Origin of the sequence: Geobacillus sp. FSL K6-0789 (assembly GCF_038593135.1) — a bacterium.
GTDB lineage: Bacteria > Bacillota > Bacilli > Bacillales > Anoxybacillaceae > Geobacillus > Geobacillus stearothermophilus.
The window spans coordinates 2,383,290-2,404,716 of sequence record NZ_CP151966.1 but is presented as its reverse complement, the minus strand read 5'-3'; the positions used below and the strand labels follow the sequence as shown (position 1 = coordinate 2,404,716).

Below are 21,427 nucleotides of genomic sequence, written 5' to 3'. Positions count from 1 at the left end.
TGGCTTTTCTCGTTTGTCGGCTGCATGGCGTGTTAAGGGAGCGGCTTCAATTTCACTTCCACAGCCAAAAAGGTGAAAATGGTGAGCGTATGAATTTCCAGCCGGTACGCTTTTTCGTGGATCGTATACGTTTTGTTTTCAATTGCCCGCTTGATCAGCTCGCGGCTGTTGTACACCGTTTCAATATCTTTGGTGATTAAATGGGACAAATCTTCTTTCACACTGTCTTCGATGCGGAACGCTGTGTACGAATCAAGCTTGTATTGCTTGGCGTTGACAAGATGGACGGACACGTCCTGCACGGTCAGCTTTTTTTTCATTTCTTTGTTGTAATGGATATAGTCTTCTTGCCAAATGCGAATTTCATTTTGCAAGTCGGCGATCTGCTCGTTCAGCTCATTGACGTGCCGCACCTGCTTTTCCTGCAGGACGCCGAAAATGTACAAAAAGACAAACCAGCTGATGAGCGCCCCAATCGCTACGCCGGCGAAAAAACGCTGCCATGACGGATATTGGTAATACGGAGGAATTCTCATGGCGAAATGTGCTCCTGTGTCAGCCACGTAATGATCGCCACTCCTGTTTGCGCGCCGCCCATGGCGGACAAAATGAGCAAAAACTGCCGCACAATGTCTTTTGTTTCCCCGAGAAACAGCCCTCGCTCGACGACGTAAAACGTATCAAACGTTCCGCCGATGGCGGCGACGACCGCCCAAATGCGCAAGTCGCCGGCAAACCGGTACATGGCCGTCAGCGGCTGGCCGCCGCTCAAAAATGCGCCGAGAGCGCCGATGATGGCGCCGCCAAGCAACACGCCGACCGCGATAAAATAGCTTTGGATCAACGCCGGCAAAAACGCTGCTTTTTCGTCCATCGTTTCCCCGCCCTTTCTTTCTCTTTTACTATGTATATCAACGAATGGGACGGAGCATGCAGCCAATGGAAAAGTTTTCGTCCGCAGATGGATGAATAAGGGAGGGCTGTCTATGACGTTTGTGCACTTGCATGTGTCAAGCGGCTATAGTTTGTTTCAAAGCACGGCCACCGTGGAAGCGCTGGCGGCCAAGGCGAAACAGCTCGGCTGCCCCGCCTTGGCGTTGACCGACCGCAACGTGCTGTATGGCGCTCTGCCCTTTTACAAGGAGTGCAAGCGCCATGGCATCCGTCCGATCATCGGCGTGACGGCCGATATTGCTCTCAGCGGGGACGGCGCCTATCCGCTCGTGCTGTTGGCCGCCAATGAGGAAGGGTACCACCATGTAATCGAAATCAGCACGATGATCCAAATGGGAGAAGAAAAGCAGATCGATGAAGACGCCCTCCGCCGGTTGAGCGGTGGAATTGTCGCCATCACCCCGGGGGCTGAAGGGCGGGTCGAGTCGCTGCTGGCCGCCGGGGAATGGCAGCAGGCGAAAGCGGTGCTCGCCCGCTATCAACAGCTGTTTCCTGGCTGTTTGTATGTGGCTGTCCAGCGCGGCGAGCGGACGCGCGCACCGTACGAAGGAGCGTTGCGGCAGTTGGCGGAAGAAGCCGGGGTTCCGGTCGTGGCGACGAATGACGTCCGTTATGTTGAGCGCGGCGACGCCGCAGCGTGGCGCTGCCTGCAGGCGATCAGGCTCGGCGTGCCATTTGCTGACGTCCAAGAGGATGGCGGCCGTTATTTGGCGGCGCCGGATGAGATGGCGCGTCGGTTTGCTGACTTGCCAGAAGCGCTTGAGAACAGCGCGGCGATCGCTGATCGGTGCGAACTGCACATTCCGTTTGGCGGCTGGCGGCTGCCGAAATTTCCGGTGCCTGACGGCGAGACGGCGGACGGGTATTTACGCCGTCTGTGCGAACAAGGGCTCGCCCGCCGTGTGCCGGACGCCGATGAGCGTTACTGGAAGCGTCTGCGGCATGAGCTTGATGTCATTCAGGCAATGCGCTTTAGCGATTATTTTTTGATTGTCGCCGATGTGATTGCCTACGCCCGCCAACGTGGCATTCTCATCGGACCGGGCCGCGGTTCGGCGGCCGGCTCGCTCGTCGCCTATGCTTTGGCTATTACCGATGTCGATCCGATCCAATATGGGCTGTTGTTTGAGCGGTTTTTGAATCCGGAGCGGGTGTCGGTGCCGGATATTGATCTTGATTTTCCCGATGACCGGCGCGAAGAAATGATTCGCTATGCGGCGGACAAATACGGGCGCGACCGCGTCGCGCAAATCATTACGTTTGGGACGTTCGGCGCCAAGTCGGCGCTGCGCGAGACGGCGAAAGCGCTCGGCATTCCCGGGCGCGAGGCGGAGCGGGTTGTGTCGCTTTTGCCGGATAAACAAGGGGTGACGATCCGCCAATGGCGCAGCGAGTCGACCGCGTTCCGCCGCGCCGCCGAAACGGTGCCGGACGGCAAGCAGTGGCTGGATATCGCACAAACGCTCGAAGGGCTGCCGCGCCATACATCGATTCACGCGGCTGGCGTCATCATCAGCCCTGAGCCGCTTGTGCGCCAAGTCCCGTTGCAGCCAAGCCATGGCGAATGGCCGCTCACGCAATACGCCATGGGGTCGCTCGAGGCGCTCGGCCTTCTCAAAATGGATTTTCTCGGCTTGCGCACGTTGACGCTGCTCGGGCAAATGGTGCGTCTCATCGAACGGCAGACAGGAAAGCCGTTTGATGTGCGTCGTGTTCCGCTTGACGACGAAAAAACGTATGCGCTCCTGAGCGCCGGAGAGACAAACGGCATTTTTCAGCTTGAATCAAGCGGAATGAAGCGTTTGCTTGCGGAATTGCGGCCGTCGGAGCTGGAAGACTTGGTCGCTGTCAACGCCTTGTACCGGCCGGGGCCGATGGACATGATTCCTGCTTATATCCGGCGCAAGCGCGGAGACGAGGCGATTTCGTATATCCATCCTGACCTTGAGCCGATTTTGGCGCCGACTTACGGAGTGCTGATCTACCAAGAGCAAATTATGCAAATCGCCGCCCGCATGGCTGGGTTTTCGCTCGGACAAGCGGACGTGCTCCGGCGGGCGGTGGCGAAAAAAGAGAAGGCGCGTCTCGCTGAACAGCGGGAGGCGTTTGTCGCCGGCTGCACGGCGAACGGCTATCCAAAGGAAGTTGCCGAGGAATTGTACCGGCATATCGTCCGCTTCGCCGATTACGGCTTCAACCGGAGCCACGCGGTCAGCTATGCGCTGTTGTCGTATGCGATGGCCTACATTAAAGCTCACTATCCGCTTTGTTTTTACGTGGCCATGCTCTCGGGCGCTTCCGGCGACCGGGAAAAAACGGCTCTTTACGCTAGCGAAGCAGCGCAAAAAGGGATTCCGCTGCTGCCGCCATCCGTCAACCGGAGCGGCTATCGGTTTGCGATCGAAGGCAAGGCGATCCGCACCGGGCTGGCGGCGGTGAAACATGTCGGCACAGCGGCGAGGCTCATCATCGAAGAGCGTCGGGAGCGCGGACCGTTTGCCGATTTTTTCGATTTCGCCATCCGCCTGTTGCCGAAAGGATTGCCGCGCCCGGCGCTTGAGGCGCTCGTTTTGGCCGGCGCGTTTGATGAAATGGACGGGGAGCGGGCTTCGCTTTTAGCGAGCATTGACGTGGCGGTCGAACACGTGCAATTGGTCGGGCCGTACTTGAACACAGGCGGATTGTCGCTGAAGCCGAAATACATGGATGCCCCCCCGCTGCCGCCGGATGAGCGGCGGAAACAGGAAAAAGAGTTGCTCGGGTTTGCCGTCACCCCGCATCCGGCCGCGGTCTGCCGCCCGCTGTTTCAAGCGGCCCGGGCGGTGCCGATTGCCGAAATGCACGGTTCGGCGGCCGTGGTCGGCGGCTATGTGGCCAAACAGCGGAAAACGAGAACGAAACGGGGGGAGGAAATGGCGTTTGTGACAATTAGCGATGAAAGCGGGGAAGTGGAGGCGGTCGCCTTTCCGTCCATTTATGCCCGCGCCTCCGATGAGCTGGCGGAAGGAAACTTTGTGTTGCTTTTTGGAACGGTCGACCGGCGCGCAGGCAGGCGACAGCTCATCATCCGCCGCGCCGGCCTCCTGCCCGTGTCGGCGCTATACATTAACGCGAGCCGGGCCGATGAGGCCAAATTGTCCAAGCTGAAACAGCTGCTTGAGCAGCAGCGCGGCGCTACGCCGGTCTATTTGTATGACGAAGCGAAGCGGACGCTTCTCCGTCTTCCGGAGCAGTACGCCGTCGCGCTCACAGCGCCGCTTGTCGATGGGCTGCTCGCCTTATTCGGCTTCGGGCGCATTGCTGTGAAATAACTCCCCTTTACTATTTCGCTATTTTATTATATCGTATAACCATTAGGTGGTCAGACCAGTGCATCTGGCTGCGGTTGAACGGCATGCCGCCCACGCATGGAGTATGGCATGAATCGAAAAGGAGGGGTCTCCGTTCAACGATGAAAAAGTGTACGCCGAGACGTTGAAGCATATCCATCGTCTCGTTGTCGAGGATGGCCTTGTCCCGGGCGACAAGCTGCCGTCAGAACGCGAGCTGGCCGAGCGGCTCAGCGTCGGCCGCTCGTCGGTGCGCGAGGCGCTGCGGGCGCTTGAGTTTCTCGGCCTGATTGAGACGCGGCGCGGCGAAGGGACCTACTTGTGCGAGGTCGGCGGACATCAGCTGATTGAGTTGCTGGCGATGTTTTTGCTTGAAAATGAACGGGCGAAAGCGGATTTGGCGGAAACGAAATGGCTGATCGAACGGCTGCTGCTCGAGCTCGCTTGCCTCCGCTGCAGTGAAGATGCGCTGGAGAGGCTGGAAAAAACCGTTCGCCAAAAACCGACTGATTTCACGCCGTTTTTTCAGGCGGTTGCTGAGGCGGCTGACAACTACTTGCTCATCCGCATTTGGCGGGCGCTGTCTGGGTTTGCCTCCGCCTGTGCGCCCGACCGGCCGCTTGCCGACTCGTTTTATGACCAGCTGTTAGCAGCATTGAAAAAACGCGATCCGGCTGAAGCCGCTGCTGTCTGGGAGAGGCACCGGCCTTCGCCGTTGTCGAAACAGAACTGACACCGTTTGACAAACAACCGCTTGCATTTTCGATAAAGTAGTAGAGAGGCGAAAACGCAAAGGAGGAGCTCCCTCGTGTGGAAAGATTTATTTGCCAAAAAGAAGAAGTATGCGTCGCTTTCTTCCGAGCAAGTGAGGCATGAGGTGCCGGAAGGCGTGATGACGAAATGCCCGCAATGCAAAAAAATTATGTATACAAAAGAGTTGGTGAAAAATTTGCGCGTTTGCCTAAGCTGCGGCTACCATCATCCGATGCCGGCGCGCGAACGGATCGAGAGCGTGCTGGATGACGGCAGCTTTCGCGAATATGATGCCGATATGATTTCTGTCAACCCGATCGGGTTTCCGGGCTACATAGAAAAACTCGAGGAAGACCGGCGCAAGTCGGGATTGAACGAGGCGGTCGTGACCGGCGAAGGGACGCTTGACGGCCATCCGCTCGTCATCGCGGTCATGGATTCCTCGTTTCGCATGGGCAGCATGGGGTCTGTTGTCGGCGAAAAAATCACCCGTGCAGTCGAACAAGCGCACGATAAAGGTGTGCCGTTTCTCATTTTTACCGCTTCCGGCGGCGCCCGCATGCAAGAAGGAGTGCTAAGCCTAATGCAAATGGCGAAAACGAGCGCCGCGCTCAAACGATTCAGCAACGACGGCGGCTTGTTCATCTCCGTCATGACCCACCCGACAACAGGCGGCGTGTCAGCGAGTTTCGCCTCGCTTGGCGATTACAACTTCGCCGAACCAGGTGCGCTCATCGGCTTTGCCGGCCGCCGCGTCATCGAACAGACGGTGCGCGAAGAGCTGCCGGAAGACTTCCAGACGGCGGAGTTTTTATTAAAGCACGGTCAGTTGGATGCCGTCATTCACCGCCATGAGCTGAAAGAGACGCTGGCGACTGTGCTTCGCATTCACACGGGAGGAGGGGAATCAGGATGGTGGCGGAACTAGAATTCGAAAAGCCGCTTGTTGAGCTGCGCCGCAAAATTCAAGAGCTGAGAGAGTTTATGAAAACGGCCGATGTCGATTTGTCGGCGGAAATCGAGAAACTGGAGGCGCGGCTCGCCAAGATGGAAAACGACGTGTATGCCAATTTGACGCCGTGGGATCGCGTGCAAATCGCCCGCCATCCGCAGCGGCCGACGACGCTTGATTATATTGAGCGGCTGTTTACGAACTTTCTCGAATGCCATGGAGACCGTTGTTTTGGCGACGACGAAGCGATCGTTGGGGGCATTGCCGAATACGACGGGCTGCCGGTGACAGTCATTGGCCACCAGCGTGGCAAAGATACGAAAGAAAATTTGCGCCGCAACTTCGGCATGCCACACCCGGAAGGCTACCGGAAGGCGCTGCGGCTCATGAAGCAGGCAGAAAAGTTTTCGCGGCCGATCATCTGCTTTATCGACACGAAAGGCGCCTATCCGGGCAAATCGGCCGAAGAGCGTGGGCAAAGCGAAGCGATCGCCCGCAACTTGTTTGAAATGGCAGGACTCACCGTGCCGGTCGTCTGCATCGTCATCGGCGAAGGCGGAAGCGGCGGGGCGCTCGCCCTTGGCGTCGGCAATCATATTCATATGCTTGAAAATTCCACGTACTCGGTCATTTCGCCGGAAGGGGCGGCTGCCATTTTATGGAATGATGCATCATTGGCGCAACGGGCGGCGGAAACGATGAAAATTACCGCTCACGACTTAAAAGCGCTCGGCGTCATTGACGAAATCATTCCGGAAGTGAAAGGCGGCGCCCACCGCAACGCTGACGAGCAGGCAAAGGAAATGGACCGCGTGCTGCGCCGGTCGTTGAAAGAGTTGTTGGCGCTTGACGGCGAGGCGCTCGTCCGGCAGCGCTATGAAAAATTTAAACAAATCGGCCAAGTGTCGTTTTTGCAGGAAACGATTCGGGCAAGATAAGGAAAAAGCTGTCTCGACTTTCGGGGCAGCTTTGTTCTGTCCATGAAAAAATTTTGTTCATGTAAACCGTTTCAACAAGGCGTCGCTGTTGTGTTCCGCTCATGTTCATGGTACATTAAAGTTGTTCAAGAGCGACAGATGTATGAGGTCGGACGTGTTGAATTTGATACAAATGAGGTGAAATGAGTGAAACGCATTGGTGTGTTGACAAGCGGCGGCGACTCGCCGGGAATGAATGCGGCCATTCGCTCGGTTGTCCGCAAAGCGATTTACCACGGTGTGGAAGTGTACGGCGTTTATCACGGGTATGCCGGACTGATCGCCGGCAACATTAAAAAGCTGGAAGTCGGCGATGTCGGGGATATTATCCACCGTGGCGGCACGATACTCTATACGGCCCGCTGTCCGGAATTTAAGACGGAAGAAGGTCAGAAAAAAGGGATCGAGCAGCTGAAAAAGCACGGCATTGAAGGGCTGGTCGTCATCGGCGGCGACGGTTCGTACCAAGGGGCGAAAAAACTGACCGAGCACGGCTTTCCGTGCGTCGGCGTGCCGGGGACGATTGACAACGACATTCCGGGCACTGATTTTACGATCGGGTTTGACACGGCGCTCAATACGGTCATTGATGCCATCGACAAAATCCGCGACACGGCGACGTCGCACGAGCGGACGTACGTCATCGAAGTGATGGGCCGCCATGCCGGCGACATCGCCTTATGGTCGGGGCTGGCCGGCGGGGCGGAAACGATTTTAATTCCGGAAGCCGATTATGATATGAACGACGTCATCGCCCGCTTAAAGCGCGGCCATGAGCGCGGCAAAAAACATAGCATCATCATCGTGGCGGAAGGAGTTGGAAGCGGCGTCGACTTCGGCCGGCAAATCCAGGAAGCGACCGGCTTTGAGACGCGTGTGACGGTGCTTGGCCACGTGCAGCGCGGCGGGTCGCCCACGGCGTTTGACCGCGTGCTCGCGAGCCGCCTCGGCGCCCGGGCGGTCGAGCTGTTGCTCGAAGGAAAAGGCGGGCGCTGCGTCGGCATCCAAAACAACCAGCTCGTCGACCATGACATCGCGGAGGCGCTAGCCAACAAACATACGATTGATCAGCGGATGTACGCATTGTCGAAAGAATTGTCCATTTAAGTCCCGAGGGGAAAGGAGAAGACAAGATGAAGCGGAAAACGAAAATCGTCTGCACGATCGGGCCGGCAAGCGAGAGCGTAGACAAGCTCGTGCAACTGATGGAAGCGGGAATGAACGTGGCGCGCCTAAACTTTTCACACGGCGATCATGAAGAGCACGGGCGGCGCATCGCCAATATTCGCGAAGCGGCGAAGCGAACGGGCCGAACGGTCGCCATTTTGCTTGACACGAAAGGGCCGGAAATCCGGACGCACAATATGGAAAACGGCGCCATTGAGCTGAAGGAAGGGTCAAAGCTCGTCATTTCGATGAGCGAAGTGCTCGGCACGCCGGAAAAAATTTCGGTCACCTATCCCAGCTTAATCGATGATGTGTCCGTCGGCGCGAAAATTTTGCTTGATGACGGGCTCATCAGCCTGGAAGTCAACGCGGTCGACAAGCAAGCGGGAGAAATCGTCACGACCGTGTTAAACGGCGGCGTGCTGAAAAACAAAAAAGGAGTCAATGTGCCGGGTGTCAAAGTCAACTTGCCAGGCATCACCGAGAAAGATCGGGCTGACATTTTGTTTGGCATTCGCCAAGGGATCGATTTCATCGCCGCCTCGTTTGTGCGCCGGGCGTCCGATGTGCTGGAGATCCGCGAGCTGCTTGAGGCGCATGACGCCCTCCATATCCAAATTATCGCCAAAATTGAAAATGAAGAAGGCGTCGCCAACATTGACGAAATTTTAGAAGCCGCCGACGGCCTGATGGTGGCGCGCGGCGATTTGGGCGTGGAAATTCCGGCTGAGGAAGTGCCGCTCATTCAAAAACTGCTCATTAAAAAGTGCAACATGCTCGGCAAGCCGGTCATTACGGCGACGCAAATGCTCGATTCGATGCAGCGCAATCCGCGTCCGACGCGGGCGGAGGCGAGCGACGTCGCCAACGCCATTTTTGACGGCACCGACGCCGTCATGCTTTCCGGGGAAACGGCGGCCGGCCAGTATCCGGTCGAAGCGGTGAAAACGATGCACCAAATCGCGCTCCGCACCGAACAGGCGCTTGAGCACCGCGACATTTTGTCCCAACGCACAAAAGAAAGCCAAACGACGATCACCGACGCCATCGGGCAGTCGGTCGCCCACACCGCGCTCAACTTGGATGTGGCGGCGATCGTGACGCCGACCGTGAGCGGAAAAACGCCGCAAATGGTGGCGAAGTATCGCCCGAAAGCGCCGATTATTGCCGTGACGTCAAATGAAGCGGTATCGCGCCGGCTGGCGCTTGTGTGGGGCGTGTATACGAAAGAAGCGCCGCATGTGAACACGACGGACGAAATGCTCGATGTCGCCGTCGATGCGGCGGTGCGCTCCGGGTTGGTGAAGCACGGTGACTTGGTCGTCATCACGGCTGGCGTGCCGGTCGGCGAAACGGGTTCGACGAACTTAATGAAGGTGCACGTTATCAGCGATCTTCTCGCCAAAGGGCAAGGCATCGGCCGCAAGTCGGCGTTCGGCAAGGCCGTTGTAGCGAAAACAGCGGAAGAAGCGCGGCAAAAAATGGTCGACGGCGGCATTTTAGTCACTGTCAGCACCGATGCCGACATGATGCCGGCGATCGAAAAAGCGGCAGCCATCATTACTGAAGAGGGCGGGTTGACCAGCCATGCGGCGGTCGTCGGTTTGAGCCTTGGGATTCCAGTGATTGTCGGAGTGGAAAACGCAACAACCTTGTTTAAAGATGGGCAGGAGATTACGGTGGACGGCGGGTTCGGTGCCGTCTATCGCGGCCATGCCAGCGTGTTGTAACGCGGACTGAAACAGCCTTGGCCAGTGGAGCCAAGGCTGTTTTTTACAAAGTCGGCCTGCCGACGATAAAGCGCCAAATGTCGCGGAAGACGTTGGCGCTGTGGAGCGCGCGGATGATGACGAGCGCGACCGGACCGGCGATGAGGCCGAGGAAGCCGAGCAGCTTGAAGCCGACAAACAAGGCGATGAGCGTCGCGAGCGGGTCGAGCCCGATCGAGGAGGAGAGCACTTTCGGCTCCATAATTTGCCGTTGGACGAGAACGACGATATACAAAACGCCGAGCCCGATCGCAAACGGGATGTCGCCGCTGATGGCGGCGTAAATGATCCAAGGCACGAAGACGATGCCGGTCCCGAGGTAGGGCAAAATATCGACAAAGCCGATGATCAACGCGATCGTAATCGCGTAATCGACGCGCAAAATGAGCAAGCCGATCAACACGATGACCGTCGTAATCGAAATGAGCGTCGCTTGCGCTTTAATAAAGCCAAACAACGCCCGCTTCAAATCCAAAAACACCGTTTTCCCGCTCGTGCGGGCTTTCGCCGGCAGCCAACGCTGCGCCATCCGCATTAAGCGGTGCCAGTCTTTGCTGATGAAAAAGGTCGCCAACAGTGAAAAAATAAATACGGTCGCCGCGTTTGGCAGCCAGGCGATGAGCTGGGGAATGTTTTGCAGCACGCGCTGAATGAATTCGCCGACCGTCGTCGCGATTTGCGTTCCGACCGCCTGAATGTTTTGCATGATCGTATCTTGTTGATCGGCGTTCAAGCTTTTAAACAAGACGGCCAAGTCTTGGTAAAGCGGGATAAGCTGATTGGCGGCAAACGATTCGATGTACGCGACGAGCGCCTGGAATTTTTCCGGCACCACATTGGCCAAATATTGCGTTCCCGAAACGATCTCAGCGATCAACAGCGTCACCAGCCCGGCGACAGCGGCGAACAAGACGATGAGCGTGGCGCTGACCGCGAGCCAGCGCGGCATTTTCACCTTTCGTTCCAACAAGTCGACGACCGGGTTGATGAGAAAGGCGATGAAAAAGGCAATGATAAACGGGTACGTCAATGTTGCGGCATAGTAGGCGGCGGCAGCGCCGAACGCAACGATCGCGATGACGATGAGAAAACGCAAAAAGCGGTCAACATATATTCGGGACAATGTTTCACCCCCACTCGTTTTCCATACTGATATATTACATGTTTCTTTACGAAGAAGCAAAAAGACAAGCTTCAGAGGAAAGGGTGAACAATCATGAACGAACCCGTCTTGTTTTTGCTCGGGCTGCTTTTGGTCGGCCTATTGGCGAAAAACAAATCATTTATTGCCGCGATTGTCGTGCTGCTTGCCATTAAACTCGCCGGCCTCGATCAGCGGCTGCTCCCGTTGATCCATGCCAAAGGCCTCAACTGGGGCATTACGCTCATTACGATCGCCGTGCTGGCGCCCATTGCCTCCGGGGAGATCGGCCTTAAGCAGCTTGCCGGCTCGCTGCAATCGTTGGCGGCCTGGGTGGCGCTTTTATCCGGCATTCTTGTTGCGTTGATCGCGAAAGGGGGCGTGACGCTTTTGGCGAATGACCCACATATCACCGCGGCGCTTGTGTTTGGCACGGTCATTGCGGTGTCGCTGTTTCACGGGGTGGCGGTCGGCCCGTTGATCGGCGCGGGGATTGCCTATATGGTCATAAAAATGGTAGAATATTTTTGAACTGGGGACGGGGAACGTTATTCTTATGTAATGTCTTTTGCCAGGACGATACATTTCCGTTCACAAAAGTCTGATAATTGTTTATAATATTTATAATAGTAGGCGTAAGCTAGTTTTCGGGTCAAACGGAGCCCCCCTCGCCACAGCGCGGCGGCATCCGCACGGTGATGTAAGCACTTTCGATAGCGTGCGCTTGTTTTTTGCGCCTGTTTCGAGCAAGCGCTCACCGGCCGTAAAGCGGCAAGCAGGAACGAGGAACTATAAAGAAAAGGGGAGATTGGCATGACGGTAACTCGCGGTTTGGAAGGAGTTGTAGCGACAACCTCTAGCATCAGCTCAATCATCGACGATACATTGACGTATGTCGGCTATGACATCGACGATTTGGCTGAAAACGCTTCCTTTGAAGAAGTCATTTATTTGCTTTGGCACCGCGAGCTGCCCACGAAAGAACAGCTCGAGGAGCTGAAACAGCAATTGGCGGAAAATGCCGACATCCCGCGTGAGATCATCGAACACTTCAAGCTCTATCCGATTGAGAACGTGCATCCGATGGCCGCGCTGCGCACTGCCGTCTCGCTTCTTGGCCTGTACGACGAAGAAGCGGACGTGATGACGAAAGAAGCGAACTACCGGAAAGCGATCCGCCTGCAGGCGAAAATTCCGACGATTGTCACTGCCTTCGCCCGCGTGCGCAAAGGGTTGGAACCAGTTGCGCCGCGCAAAGATTTGAGCTTTGCCGCCAATTTCTTGTATATGCTGACCGGCAAAGAACCAGACGACATCGCCACGGAAGCGTTCAACAAGACGCTCGTGCTGCACGCCGACCATGAGTTGAACGCGTCGACGTTTACGGCGCGCGTCTGCGTAGCCACGCTGTCCGATATTTATTCCGGCATCACGGCGGCGATCGGCGCGTTGAAAGGACCGCTTCACGGCGGGGCGAACGAAGCGGTGATGAAAATGTTGACGGAAATCGGCACGGTCGACAACGTCGAGCCGTACATCCGCACGAAGCTCGCCAACAAAGAAAAAATTATGGGCTTCGGCCATCGCGTCTATCGGAAAGGCGACCCGCGCGCCAAGCACTTGAAGAAAATGTCGGAAAAACTGACGAAGATCGTCGGCGAACCGCACTGGTACGAAATGTCGGCGAAAATCGAGGAAATTGTCACGTCGGAAAAAGCGTTGCCGCCGAACGTTGACTTTTATTCCGCTTCGATTTACCATTGTTTAGGAATCGATCATGATTTGTTTACGCCGATTTTTGCCGTGAGCCGGACATCGGGATGGTTGGCCCATATTTTGGAACAATATGACAACAACCGTCTCATCCGTCCGCGCGCCGAGTACACCGGCCCGGGCAAGCGGGCGTACGTGCCGATCGACGAGCGCGGCTGAAATAAGTGGACAAGGCGTTGAAGGTGAGCCTTCACGCCTTTTCAATAAAAAACTGGCATTGGGGGTTTTACTCGTGACGCAAGGGGAAAAAATTACTGTCACCAATGGTGTGCTCAATGTTCCAAACAATCCGATCATTCCGTTCATTGAAGGGGACGGAACCGGCCCGGACATTTGGGCGGCCGCTTCGCGCGTGCTGGAAGCAGCGGTGGAAAAAGCGTACAAGGGCGAGAAAAAAATCGTTTGGAAGGAAGTGCTCGCCGGCGAAAAAGCGTACAAGCTGACGGGCAGCTGGCTTCCGGATGAAACGCTTGAGACGATCCGCGAATACATAATCGCCATTAAAGGGCCGTTGACGACGCCGGTCGGCGGCGGCATCCGTTCGCTCAACGTCGCGCTCCGCCAAGAGCTCGACCTGTTTGTCTGCCTGCGTCCGGTCCGCTACTTTCCTGGCGTTCCGTCGCCGGTCAAACGTCCGGAAGACACCGATATGGTCATTTTCCGCGAGAACACGGAAGACATTTACGCCGGCATTGAATACGCCAAAGGAACGCCGGAAGTGAAAAAAGTGATCGACTTCTTGCAAAACGAAATGGGCGTGCGCAAAATCCGTTTCCCGGAAACGTCCGGCATCGGCATTAAGCCGATTTCCGAACAAGGGACGAAACGGCTTGTGCGCGCGGCGATCAACTATGCGATCGAACACGGCCGCAAGTCGGTGACGCTCGTCCATAAAGGGAACATTATGAAGTTCACGGAAGGCGCGTTTAAAAACTGGGGCTATGAGCTTGCCGAACAAGAATTCGGCGATAAAGTGTTCACGTGGGCGCAATACGATCGGATCGTCGAAGCCGAGGGCAAAGAGGCGGCGAACAAAGCGATGGCGGAAGCGGAAGCAGCCGGCAAAATCATCGTCAAAGACGTTATCGCCGACATCTTCCTGCAGCAAATTTTGACGCGTCCGCGCGAATTTGACGTCATTGCGACGATGAACTTAAACGGCGACTACATTTCCGATGCGCTCGCAGCCCAAGTCGGCGGCATCGGCATCGCGCCGGGGGCGAACATCAACTATGAAACCGGCCACGCCATTTTCGAGGCGACGCACGGCACGGCGCCGAAATACGCCGGTCTTGACAAAGTCAATCCGTCGTCCGTCATTTTGTCCGGCGTCATGATGTTTGAGCATCTCGGCTGGAACGAAGCGGCGAAGCTCATCATCCAGGCGATGGAAAAAACGATTGCCGCCAAAATCGTCACGTACGACTTTGCCCGCCTGATGGAAGGGGCAACCGAAGTGAAATGTTCGGAATTTGCCGATGCGCTCATCCGCAATATGGACTAATTTAACTTCCCTCCGAAAGAAGTCTCCTACTTCTAAACGTGAAGGTGCGCCAGCACCAGTGAAAGTGGGAGATGAATTTCGGTTGGCGTTAGCCAACGAATAGGATAGAATATGGCGAACGGACACCTTCGGAACGAAGGGAAGCGTAAAGGGTTCTTGTGTGTGGCTTACCGTTCAGCGAACACACACAAGTCGCTTGAAGCCCCCACCTCTAAGCGAAGCGTAGGTGGTGGGTAGTTCACTGAAAGGGTTGGCAAAACGATGGCGATGAAACGGAAGAAGATCTCGGTGATCGGCGTCGGATTCACGGGGGCGACGACAGCGTTCCTGCTGGCGCAAAAAGAGCTTGGCGACATCGTATTGGTCGATATTCCGCAGTTGGAAAATCCGACGAAAGGGAAGGCGCTTGACATGCTCGAGTCGAGCCCGGTGCTCGGCTTTGACGCCAACATTATCGGTACGTCGGATTATGCCGACACGGCCGATTCCGACATCGTCGTCATTACGGCCGGCATCGCCCGCAAACCGGGGATGAGCCGCGACGACTTGGTGACGACGAACCAAAAAATTATGAAACAAGTGACGAAAGAAGTCGTCAAATACTCACCAAACTGCTACATCATCGTCCTGACGAACCCGGTCGATGCGATGACGTACACGGTCTTCAAAGAGTCCGGCTTTCCGAAAAACCGCGTCATCGGTCAGTCGGGGGTGTTGGACACGGCGCGCTTCCGCACGTTCGTCGCCCAAGAGCTGAACATTTCGGTGAAAGATGTCACCGGCTTCGTGCTGGGCGGCCATGGCGATGACATGGTGCCGCTCGTCCGCTACTCGTACGCCGGCGGCATTCCGCTCGAGAAGCTCATTCCGAAAGCCCGTTTGGACGCCATCGTTGAGCGGACGCGCAAAGGCGGCGGCGAGATCGTCAACTTGCTCGGCAACGGCAGCGCCTACTACGCGCCGGCCGCCTCGCTCGTCGAAATGGTCGAAGCGATTTTGAAAGACCAGCGCCGCATTTTGCCGGCGATCGCCTACCTTGAGGGCGAGTACGGCTATGAAGGGATTTACCTGGGAGTGCCGACGATCTTGGGCGGCAACGGCATCGAGAAAGTGATCGAGCTCGAGCTGACCGAAGATGAAAAAGCGGCGCTGGCCAAATCGGTCGAATCGGTCAAAAACGTCATGCGCGTGTTGGAATAACGAAAAGGCGAAAATTCGGGCGCTGTCCCGAATTTTTGCCCGTGATTAATGAAAGCGCTTTCTGATAGGAGGGGTGGGAACGTGTTGAAAAAACGGAAACCCGGGAGAACGATCAGGGAGATTCAGGTTGGAGAAAAAAATTGTCTTTCAGGCGTCCATTGAGGACAAAGACTTGCTTCTTTACCTTGGACTGACCGATGATGCCAACCCGCTTTACATCCAACATGACTACGCTTTGCAGACGCCGCTCGGCCAGCCGGTTGTGCGCCGATTATGCTGACGGGGATGATTACGTCGGCGGTCTCCAAATATTTGCCCGGTCCGGGAAGCTACATCACCCGGCAGGACATCCGCTTTCTCCGCCCGGTTTACCATTATGAGACGCTCGAATTTTTGCTCGAAGTGACCGGGGTGGATGAGGAAGGCCATTGCGTCACCTTGGCCGTGACCGCGACGCGCGGGACAGAGACGGTGCTGGATGGAACGTTGTCCGTCTGTCCGCCGCACGCCTTGCCGCGCTTTGATGGCCGGGTTTTAGAAAATTTTTGACCGGAATCGTGTTTCGCCGGCGGCCAAAAGCCGGCGACAACGTGCGAGAGACTGTTCCTTGCGGGGCTGCTTGCCCGCCGGGGGAGCAGTCTCTTTATTTTTTTCGTGACAAATCGCGAGTTATGGTATCATAAGGGCAGAAACTATCGGATGAAACGGAGGAGCGGCATGGAAAAAAAAATTTTAGTCGTTGATGACGAACAGCCGATCGTGACATTGTTGGCGTACAACTTGGAGAAAGCCGGCTTTCAAGTTGTGGCTGCCTATGACGGCGAAGAAGCGCTCGCCAAAGTGGCGTCCGAACAGCCGGCGCTCATCATTTTGGACTTGATGCTGCCGAAGCTTGACGGTGTCGAAGTGTGCAAGCGGCTCCGTCAGCAGCAAATCATGACGCCGATTTTAATGCTGACGGCCCGCGATGACGAGTTTGACAAAGTGCTTGGCCTCGAGCTTGGCGCCGACGATTATATGACCAAGCCGTTCAGCCCGCGGGAAGTCGTTGCGCGGGTGAAGGCGATCTTGCGCCGTACGGAGATTGCACAGCCGGCAGCGGAGGAGGGCGAGCGGCTTTCTGTCGGCCGGCTCGAGATTTTTCCAGAGCGATATGAGGCGGCGATCAGCGGCAAGCCGCTCGAGCTGACGCCGAAAGAATTTGAGCTGCTCCTGTATTTGGCGCGGCATAAAGGACGGGTACTGACGCGCGACCAGCTGCTCAGCGCGGTATGGAACTATGATTTTGCCGGCGATACGCGCATTGTCGATGTCCATATCAGCCATTTGCGCGAGAAAATCGAAGAGGACACGAAAAAACCGGCATACATCAAAACGGTGCGCGGCCTCGGCTACAAACTGGAGGAGCCCAAGCAGCATGGATAGCTTGCGCAACCGGCTGTTGTTTTGGCTCATCACGCTCATCGTCACGGTTTTGATCGCCCTCGGTTTGCTGCTTGGACAACTGCTCAAACAGTTTTACGCCGAGACGATGAACAAGCGGATGGAAAAAGAGGCGAAAGCGCTCGCCATTTTGCTTGAAAACGAGTCGCTTGAGCAAATTCGCATCGACTTGCACGACATGGGGAACGAGCTGTCATCGCGCATCACGGTGCTTGACCGAAATGAACAAGTGCTCTTTGACAGTGGGCGCATCGCGGCGATCAGCGATGAAGACCATGAGCGCATCATCCGCACCATTTTGCGCAAACAGCAGTTTCCGCGCTTCTCGGTTATTGAAAAAGCGAATGATGTATACTATTACATCGCTCCATACGGACGCGGCTCGGAGCGGGACGGCTATGTCGTGTTAAGCACGCCGACGAGCTCGCTGAAAAAAGTGAACCAGCAAATTTGGGGCGTGCTCACGAGCAGCCTCGGCATGGCGCTTGTTGTCATAATCGCCCTTGTCTTTAAAATCACCAACCAATATATGCGGCCGATTGAAGCAGCGACGAAGGCGGCGTTTGAACTCGAAAAAGGCAACTATGCCGCCCGTGTGCCTGATGGCGAATATAAAGAAGCCGGCATGCTCGTCCGCTCGATCAACCGCCTCGCCCGCAACTTGCAGGAGATGAGCCGGGCGCGAGAAATCCAAACCGAACGGCTTCATACGCTCATTGAAAACGTCGGCAGCGCGTTGTTGTTTATTGACCATCGCGGGCATGTTCATTTGCTCAACCGCACGTTCCAAACCTATTTTCATCTTGAGCCATCCGCCTGCTTGTACCGTCCATATGCCGATGTGCTACCATACCGCGACGTTGTCCGGCTTATTGACGACATTTTTATTACAGAAACGCCTATCCGCCGGCAAATGCGATTGACGGTCGGCATTGAGCGGAAGCATTTCGACGTGTACGGCGCCCCGATTATCGGCACGAACGCCGAATGGAAAGGGATCGTCGTCGTGTTCCACGACATTACCGAGCTCAAGCGGCTCGAGCAAATCCGCAAAGACTTTGTCGCCAACGTGTCGCACGAGTTGAAAACGCCGGTGACGTCGATCCGCGGATTCGCTGAGACGCTGCTTGACGGGGCGATGAAAGACGAAGCGGCGCTTGAGCATTTTTTGACCATCATTTTAAAGGAAAGCGAGCGGCTGCAGACGCTCGTTGAGGAGCTGCTTGATCTGTCAAAAATTGAGCAGCAAGGGTTTCGGTTGAACATGGAGGACGTCGACGTCGCCCAAGTGATGGTGGAGGCGGTGGCCGTGTTTCGCAAGCAGGCAGCGGAAAAAGGAATCGACTTGCGCGCCGAGGCTCCGCCCGGGTTGACGATCCGCGGCGACAGGAACCGGCTGAAGCAAATTTTGCTCAATTTGCTCGCCAATGCGTTGGCGTACACGCCGGAACGGGGGAACGTCGCCGTTTGGGCGGAAGAAACAGATGGAGAAGTGCTCATCCATGTGAAAGATACCGGCATCGGCATTGAAGAACACGAAATCCTGCGCATTTTCGAACGCTTTTACCGCGTCGACAAGGCGCGCAGCCGCAACTCAGGAGGGACGGGGCTGGGCCTTTCGATCGTCAAGCACTTGGTCGAGGCGCATCGCGGCTACATTACGGTGGCGAGCGAAGTCGGGCGCGGCACCGAGTTTACGATTCATTTCCCGAAGCCGGAGCGGTAGCCGGCTTCTTTTTATGGCCGCCCGCCGGCGTGGTACAATAGAACAAGGAACGTCCGAGGAGGGATGATGTTGAAAAACAAGCTCGTCTTAATTGACGGCAACAGCGTGGCGTACCGCGCCTTTTTCGCGTTGCCGCTTTTGCATAACGATAAAGGGATTCATACGAACGCAGTCTACGGGTTTACGATGATGTTAAACAAAATTTTGGCGGAAGAGCAGCCGACCCACATTCTCGTGGCGTTTGACGCCGGGAAAACGACGTTCCGCCATGAAACGTTCCAAGACTATAAAGGCGGGCGGCAGCAGACGCCGCCGGAACTGTCGGAACAGTTTCCGCTGCTGCGCGAATTGCTCAAGGCGTACCGCATCCCCGCCTATGAGCTCGACCATTACGAAGCGGACGATATTATCGGAACGATGGCGGCGCGGGCTGAGCGAGAAGGGTTTGCAGTGAAAGTCATTTCCGGCGACCGCGATTTAACCCAGCTTGCTTCCCCGCAAGTGACGGTGGAGATTACGAAAAAAGGGATTACCGACATCGAGTCGTACACGCCGGAGACGGTCGCGGAAAAATACGGCCTCACCCCGGAGCAAATTGTCGACTTGAAAGGATTGATGGGCGACAAATCCGACAACATCCCTGGCGTGCCCGGCATCGGGGAAAAAACAGCCGTCAAGCTGCTCAAGCAATTCGGCACGGTCGAAAACGTACTGGCATCGATCGATGAGATCAAAGGGGAGAAGCTGAAAGAAAATTTGCGCCAATACCGGGATTTGGCGCTTTTAAGCAAACAGCTGGCCGCTATTTGCCGCGACGCCCCGGTTGAGCTGACGCTCGATGACATTGTCTACAAAGGAGAAGACCGGGAAAAAGTGGTCGCCTTGTTTCAGGAGCTCGGATTCCAGTCGTTTCTCGACAAGATGGCCGTCCAAACGGATGAAGGCGAAAAGCCGCTCGCCGGGATGGATTTTGCGATCGCCGACAGCGTCACGGACGAAATGCTCGCCGACAAAGCGGCCCTCGTCGTGGAGGTGGTGGGCGACAACTATCACCATGCCCCGATTGTCGGGATCGCCTTGGCCAACGAACGCGGGCGGTTTTTCCTGCGCCCGGAGACGGCGCTCGCCGATCCGAAATTTCTCGCTTGGCTTGGCGATGAGACGAAGAAAAAAACGATGTTTGATTCAAAGCGGGCGGCCGTCGCGTTAAAATGGAAAGGAATCGAACTGCGCGGCGTCGTGTTCGATCTGTTGCTGGCCGCTTACTTGCTCGATCCGGCGCAGGCGGCGGGCGACGTTGCCGCGGTGGCGAAAATGCATCAGTACGAGGCGGTGCGATCGGATGAGGCGGTCTATGGAAAAGGAGCGAAGCGGACGGTTCCTGATGAACCGATGCTTGCCGAGCATCTCGCCCGCAAGGCGGCGGCCATTTGGGCGCTTGAAGAGCCGTTGATGGACGAACTGCGCCGCAACGAACAAGATCGGCTGCTGACCGAGCTCGAACAGCCGCTGGCTGGCATTTTGGCCAATATGGAATTTACTGGAGTGAAAGTGGACACGAAGCGGCTTGAACAGATGGGGGCGGAGCTCACCGAGCAGCTGCAGGCGGTCGAGCGGCGCATTTACGAACTCGCCGGCCAAGAGTTCAACATTAACTCGCCGAAACAGCTCGGGACGGTTTTATTTGACAAGCTGCAGCTCCCGGTGTTGAAAAAGACAAAAACCGGCTATTCGACTTCAGCCGATGTGCTTGAGAAGCTTGCACCGCACCATGAAATCGTCGAACATATTTTGCATTACCGCCAACTCGGCAAGCTGCAGTCAACGTATATTGAAGGGCTGCTGAAAGTGGTGCACCCCGTGACGGGCAAAGTGCACACGATGTTCAATCAGGCGTTGACGCAAACCGGGCGCCTCAGCTCCGTCGAACCGAATTTGCAAAACATTCCGATTCGGCTTGAGGAAGGGCGGAAAATCCGCCAGGCGTTCGTGCCGTCGGAGCCGGACTGGCTCATCTTTGCGGCCGACTATTCGCAAATCGAGCTGCGCGTCCTCGCCCATATCGCGGAAGATGACAATTTGATTGAAGCGTTCCGGCGCGGGTTGGACATCCATACGAAAACAGCCATGGACATTTTCCATGTGAGCGAAGAAGACGTGACAGCCAACATGCGCCGCCAAGCGAAGGCCGTCAATTTTGGCATCGTGTACGGCATTAGTGATTACGGTCTGGCGCAAAACTTGAACATTACGCGCAAAGAAGCGGCTGAATTTATTGAGCGATATTTTGCTAGTTTTCCAGGTGTAAAGCAATATATGGACAACATTGTGCAAGAAGCGAAACAAAAAGGGTATGTGACGACGCTGCTGCATCGGCGCCGCTATTTGCCCGATATTACAAGCCGCAACTTCAACGTCCGCAGCTTCGCCGAGCGGACGGCGATGAACACACCGATCCAAGGGAGTGCCGCTGATATTATTAAAAAAGCGATGATCGATCTAAGCGTGAGGCTGCGCGAAGAACGGCTGCAGGCGCGCCTGTTGCTGCAAGTGCATGACGAACTCATTTTGGAGGCGCCGAAAGAGGAAATCGAGCGGCTGTGCCGCCTCGTTCCAGAGGTGATGGAGCAAGCCGTCGCACTCCGCGTGCCGCTGAAAGTCGATTACCATTACGGTCCGACGTGGTACGACGCCAAATAAAAGCGGCCTGCCCGCCAGCTGCTCGGTTTTTCACGGGGC

The 21,427-nt window shown here is 56.1% G+C and carries 16 protein-coding genes and 1 pseudogene; 14 read left to right on the top strand and 3 right to left on the bottom strand.

The window, feature by feature from the left end:
* Positions 1-32: 32 nt before the first annotated feature.
* Both ytrI and NSQ51_RS12680 read right to left on the bottom strand, forming a co-directional pair.
* Positions 33-536, bottom strand: a complete 504-nt coding sequence (ytrI, locus tag NSQ51_RS12685) for a sporulation membrane protein YtrI (RefSeq protein ID WP_033014457.1) — start codon at positions 534-536, stop codon at positions 33-35.
* The gene (locus NSQ51_RS12680) at positions 533-874 is read right to left on the bottom strand and encodes a YtrH family sporulation protein (protein WP_033008565.1); all 342 of its coding nucleotides are present in this window, start codon (positions 872-874) and stop codon (positions 533-535) included. The genes ytrI and NSQ51_RS12680 overlap by 4 nt, the downstream gene beginning before the upstream one ends.
* A 112-nt stretch (positions 875-986) precedes the next feature.
* Here NSQ51_RS12680 and dnaE point away from each other — a divergent pair, with 112 nt between their 5' ends.
* The 6 genes from dnaE (at position 987) to pyk (ending at position 9,862) form a co-directional block, all read left to right on the top strand.
* A complete protein-coding gene (gene dnaE, locus NSQ51_RS12675) occupies positions 987-4,265 on the top strand; it encodes a DNA polymerase III subunit alpha (protein ID WP_033014456.1) in 3,279 nt (1,092 codons plus the stop codon).
* 148 nt (positions 4,266-4,413) lie between these two features.
* Positions 4,414-5,016, top strand: coding sequence for a GntR family transcriptional regulator (locus NSQ51_RS12670; RefSeq protein WP_049624512.1), 603 nt, complete (start codon positions 4,414-4,416; stop codon positions 5,014-5,016).
* A gap of 75 nt (positions 5,017-5,091) precedes the next feature.
* Positions 5,092-5,964 carry an acetyl-CoA carboxylase, carboxyltransferase subunit beta gene (accD, locus tag NSQ51_RS12665; protein ID WP_033014454.1) on the top strand — a complete coding sequence of 291 codons (873 nt, stop codon included), beginning with the start codon at positions 5,092-5,094 and terminating at the stop codon, positions 5,962-5,964.
* On the top strand, positions 5,949-6,926 hold the full coding sequence (accA, locus tag NSQ51_RS12660; protein WP_033014453.1) for an acetyl-CoA carboxylase carboxyl transferase subunit alpha: 978 nt from the start codon (positions 5,949-5,951) through the stop codon (positions 6,924-6,926). Before accD ends, accA begins: the two co-directional genes overlap by 16 nt.
* Positions 6,927-7,112: 186 nt before the next feature.
* Positions 7,113-8,072, top strand: coding sequence for a 6-phosphofructokinase (gene pfkA, locus NSQ51_RS12655; protein WP_033014452.1), 960 nt, complete (start codon positions 7,113-7,115; stop codon positions 8,070-8,072).
* Positions 8,073-8,098: 26 nt separating this feature from the next.
* On the top strand, positions 8,099-9,862 hold the full coding sequence (gene pyk, locus NSQ51_RS12650; protein ID WP_033014443.1) for a pyruvate kinase: 1,764 nt from the start codon (positions 8,099-8,101) through the stop codon (positions 9,860-9,862).
* 43 nt (positions 9,863-9,905) lie between these two features.
* On the opposite strand, the gene ytvI is transcribed toward pyk, so the two are convergent.
* Entirely contained in the window at positions 9,906-11,024 is a 1,119-nt protein-coding gene (gene ytvI, locus NSQ51_RS12645; RefSeq protein WP_033014434.1) for a sporulation integral membrane protein YtvI, read from the bottom strand.
* A 93-nt stretch (positions 11,025-11,117) separates the two neighbouring features.
* Between ytvI and NSQ51_RS12640 the strand changes: the two genes are divergently transcribed.
* The 8 genes and pseudogenes from NSQ51_RS12640 (at position 11,118) to polA (ending at position 21,388) form a co-directional block, all read left to right on the top strand.
* Positions 11,118-11,573, top strand: coding sequence for a DUF441 domain-containing protein (locus NSQ51_RS12640; RefSeq protein ID WP_044743525.1), 456 nt, complete (start codon positions 11,118-11,120; stop codon positions 11,571-11,573).
* A 282-nt stretch (positions 11,574-11,855) separates the two neighbouring features.
* Positions 11,856-12,974 carry a citrate synthase gene (gene citZ / locus NSQ51_RS12635; protein ID WP_049624513.1) on the top strand — a complete coding sequence of 373 codons (1,119 nt, stop codon included), beginning with the start codon at positions 11,856-11,858 and terminating at the stop codon, positions 12,972-12,974.
* 73 nt (positions 12,975-13,047) lie between these two features.
* A complete protein-coding gene (gene icd / locus NSQ51_RS12630) occupies positions 13,048-14,319 on the top strand; it encodes an NADP-dependent isocitrate dehydrogenase (protein WP_049624514.1) in 1,272 nt (423 codons plus the stop codon).
* A gap of 261 nt (positions 14,320-14,580) precedes the next feature.
* Positions 14,581-15,519: a malate dehydrogenase gene (gene mdh, locus NSQ51_RS12625; protein ID WP_121649956.1), complete on the top strand. Its 939-nt coding sequence runs from the start codon at positions 14,581-14,583 to the stop codon at positions 15,517-15,519.
* An 81-nt stretch (positions 15,520-15,600) separates the two neighbouring features.
* Positions 15,601-16,068, top strand: a pseudogene (locus NSQ51_RS12620) (MaoC/PaaZ C-terminal domain-containing protein).
* A 168-nt stretch (positions 16,069-16,236) separates the two neighbouring features.
* On the top strand, positions 16,237-16,944 hold the full coding sequence (locus NSQ51_RS12615; RefSeq protein WP_049624516.1) for a response regulator transcription factor: 708 nt from the start codon (positions 16,237-16,239) through the stop codon (positions 16,942-16,944).
* The gene (locus tag NSQ51_RS12610) at positions 16,937-18,688 is read left to right on the top strand and encodes a HAMP domain-containing histidine kinase (protein WP_049624517.1); all 1,752 of its coding nucleotides are present in this window, start codon (positions 16,937-16,939) and stop codon (positions 18,686-18,688) included. Before NSQ51_RS12615 ends, NSQ51_RS12610 begins: the two co-directional genes overlap by 8 nt.
* Positions 18,689-18,751: 63 nt before the next feature.
* Positions 18,752-21,388: a DNA polymerase I gene (gene polA / locus NSQ51_RS12605; protein ID WP_049624518.1), complete on the top strand. Its 2,637-nt coding sequence runs from the start codon at positions 18,752-18,754 to the stop codon at positions 21,386-21,388.
* Positions 21,389-21,427 lie beyond the last annotated feature (39 nt).

Excerpts from the sequence above, each read along its gene's own strand:
- ytrI (WP_033014457.1), bottom strand. The coding sequence starts at position 536 with ATGAGAATTCCTCCGTATTACCAATATCCGTCATGGCAGCGTTTTTTC.
- NSQ51_RS12680 (WP_033008565.1), bottom strand. The coding sequence starts at position 874 with ATGGACGAAAAAGCAGCGTTTTTGCCGGCGTTGATCCAAAGCTATTTT.
- dnaE (WP_033014456.1), top strand. The coding sequence starts at position 987 with ATGACGTTTGTGCACTTGCATGTGTCAAGCGGCTATAGTTTGTTTCAA.
- accA (WP_033014453.1), top strand. The coding sequence starts at position 5,949 with ATGGTGGCGGAACTAGAATTCGAAAAGCCGCTTGTTGAGCTGCGCCGC.
- pyk (WP_033014443.1), top strand. The coding sequence starts at position 8,099 with ATGAAGCGGAAAACGAAAATCGTCTGCACGATCGGGCCGGCAAGCGAG.
- NSQ51_RS12640 (WP_044743525.1), top strand. The coding sequence starts at position 11,118 with ATGAACGAACCCGTCTTGTTTTTGCTCGGGCTGCTTTTGGTCGGCCTA.
- citZ (WP_049624513.1), top strand. The coding sequence starts at position 11,856 with ATGACGGTAACTCGCGGTTTGGAAGGAGTTGTAGCGACAACCTCTAGC.
- mdh (WP_121649956.1), top strand. The coding sequence starts at position 14,581 with ATGGCGATGAAACGGAAGAAGATCTCGGTGATCGGCGTCGGATTCACG.
- NSQ51_RS12615 (WP_049624516.1), top strand. The coding sequence starts at position 16,237 with ATGGAAAAAAAAATTTTAGTCGTTGATGACGAACAGCCGATCGTGACA.
- NSQ51_RS12610 (WP_049624517.1), top strand. The coding sequence starts at position 16,937 with ATGGATAGCTTGCGCAACCGGCTGTTGTTTTGGCTCATCACGCTCATC.
- polA (WP_049624518.1), top strand. The coding sequence starts at position 18,752 with ATGATGTTGAAAAACAAGCTCGTCTTAATTGACGGCAACAGCGTGGCG.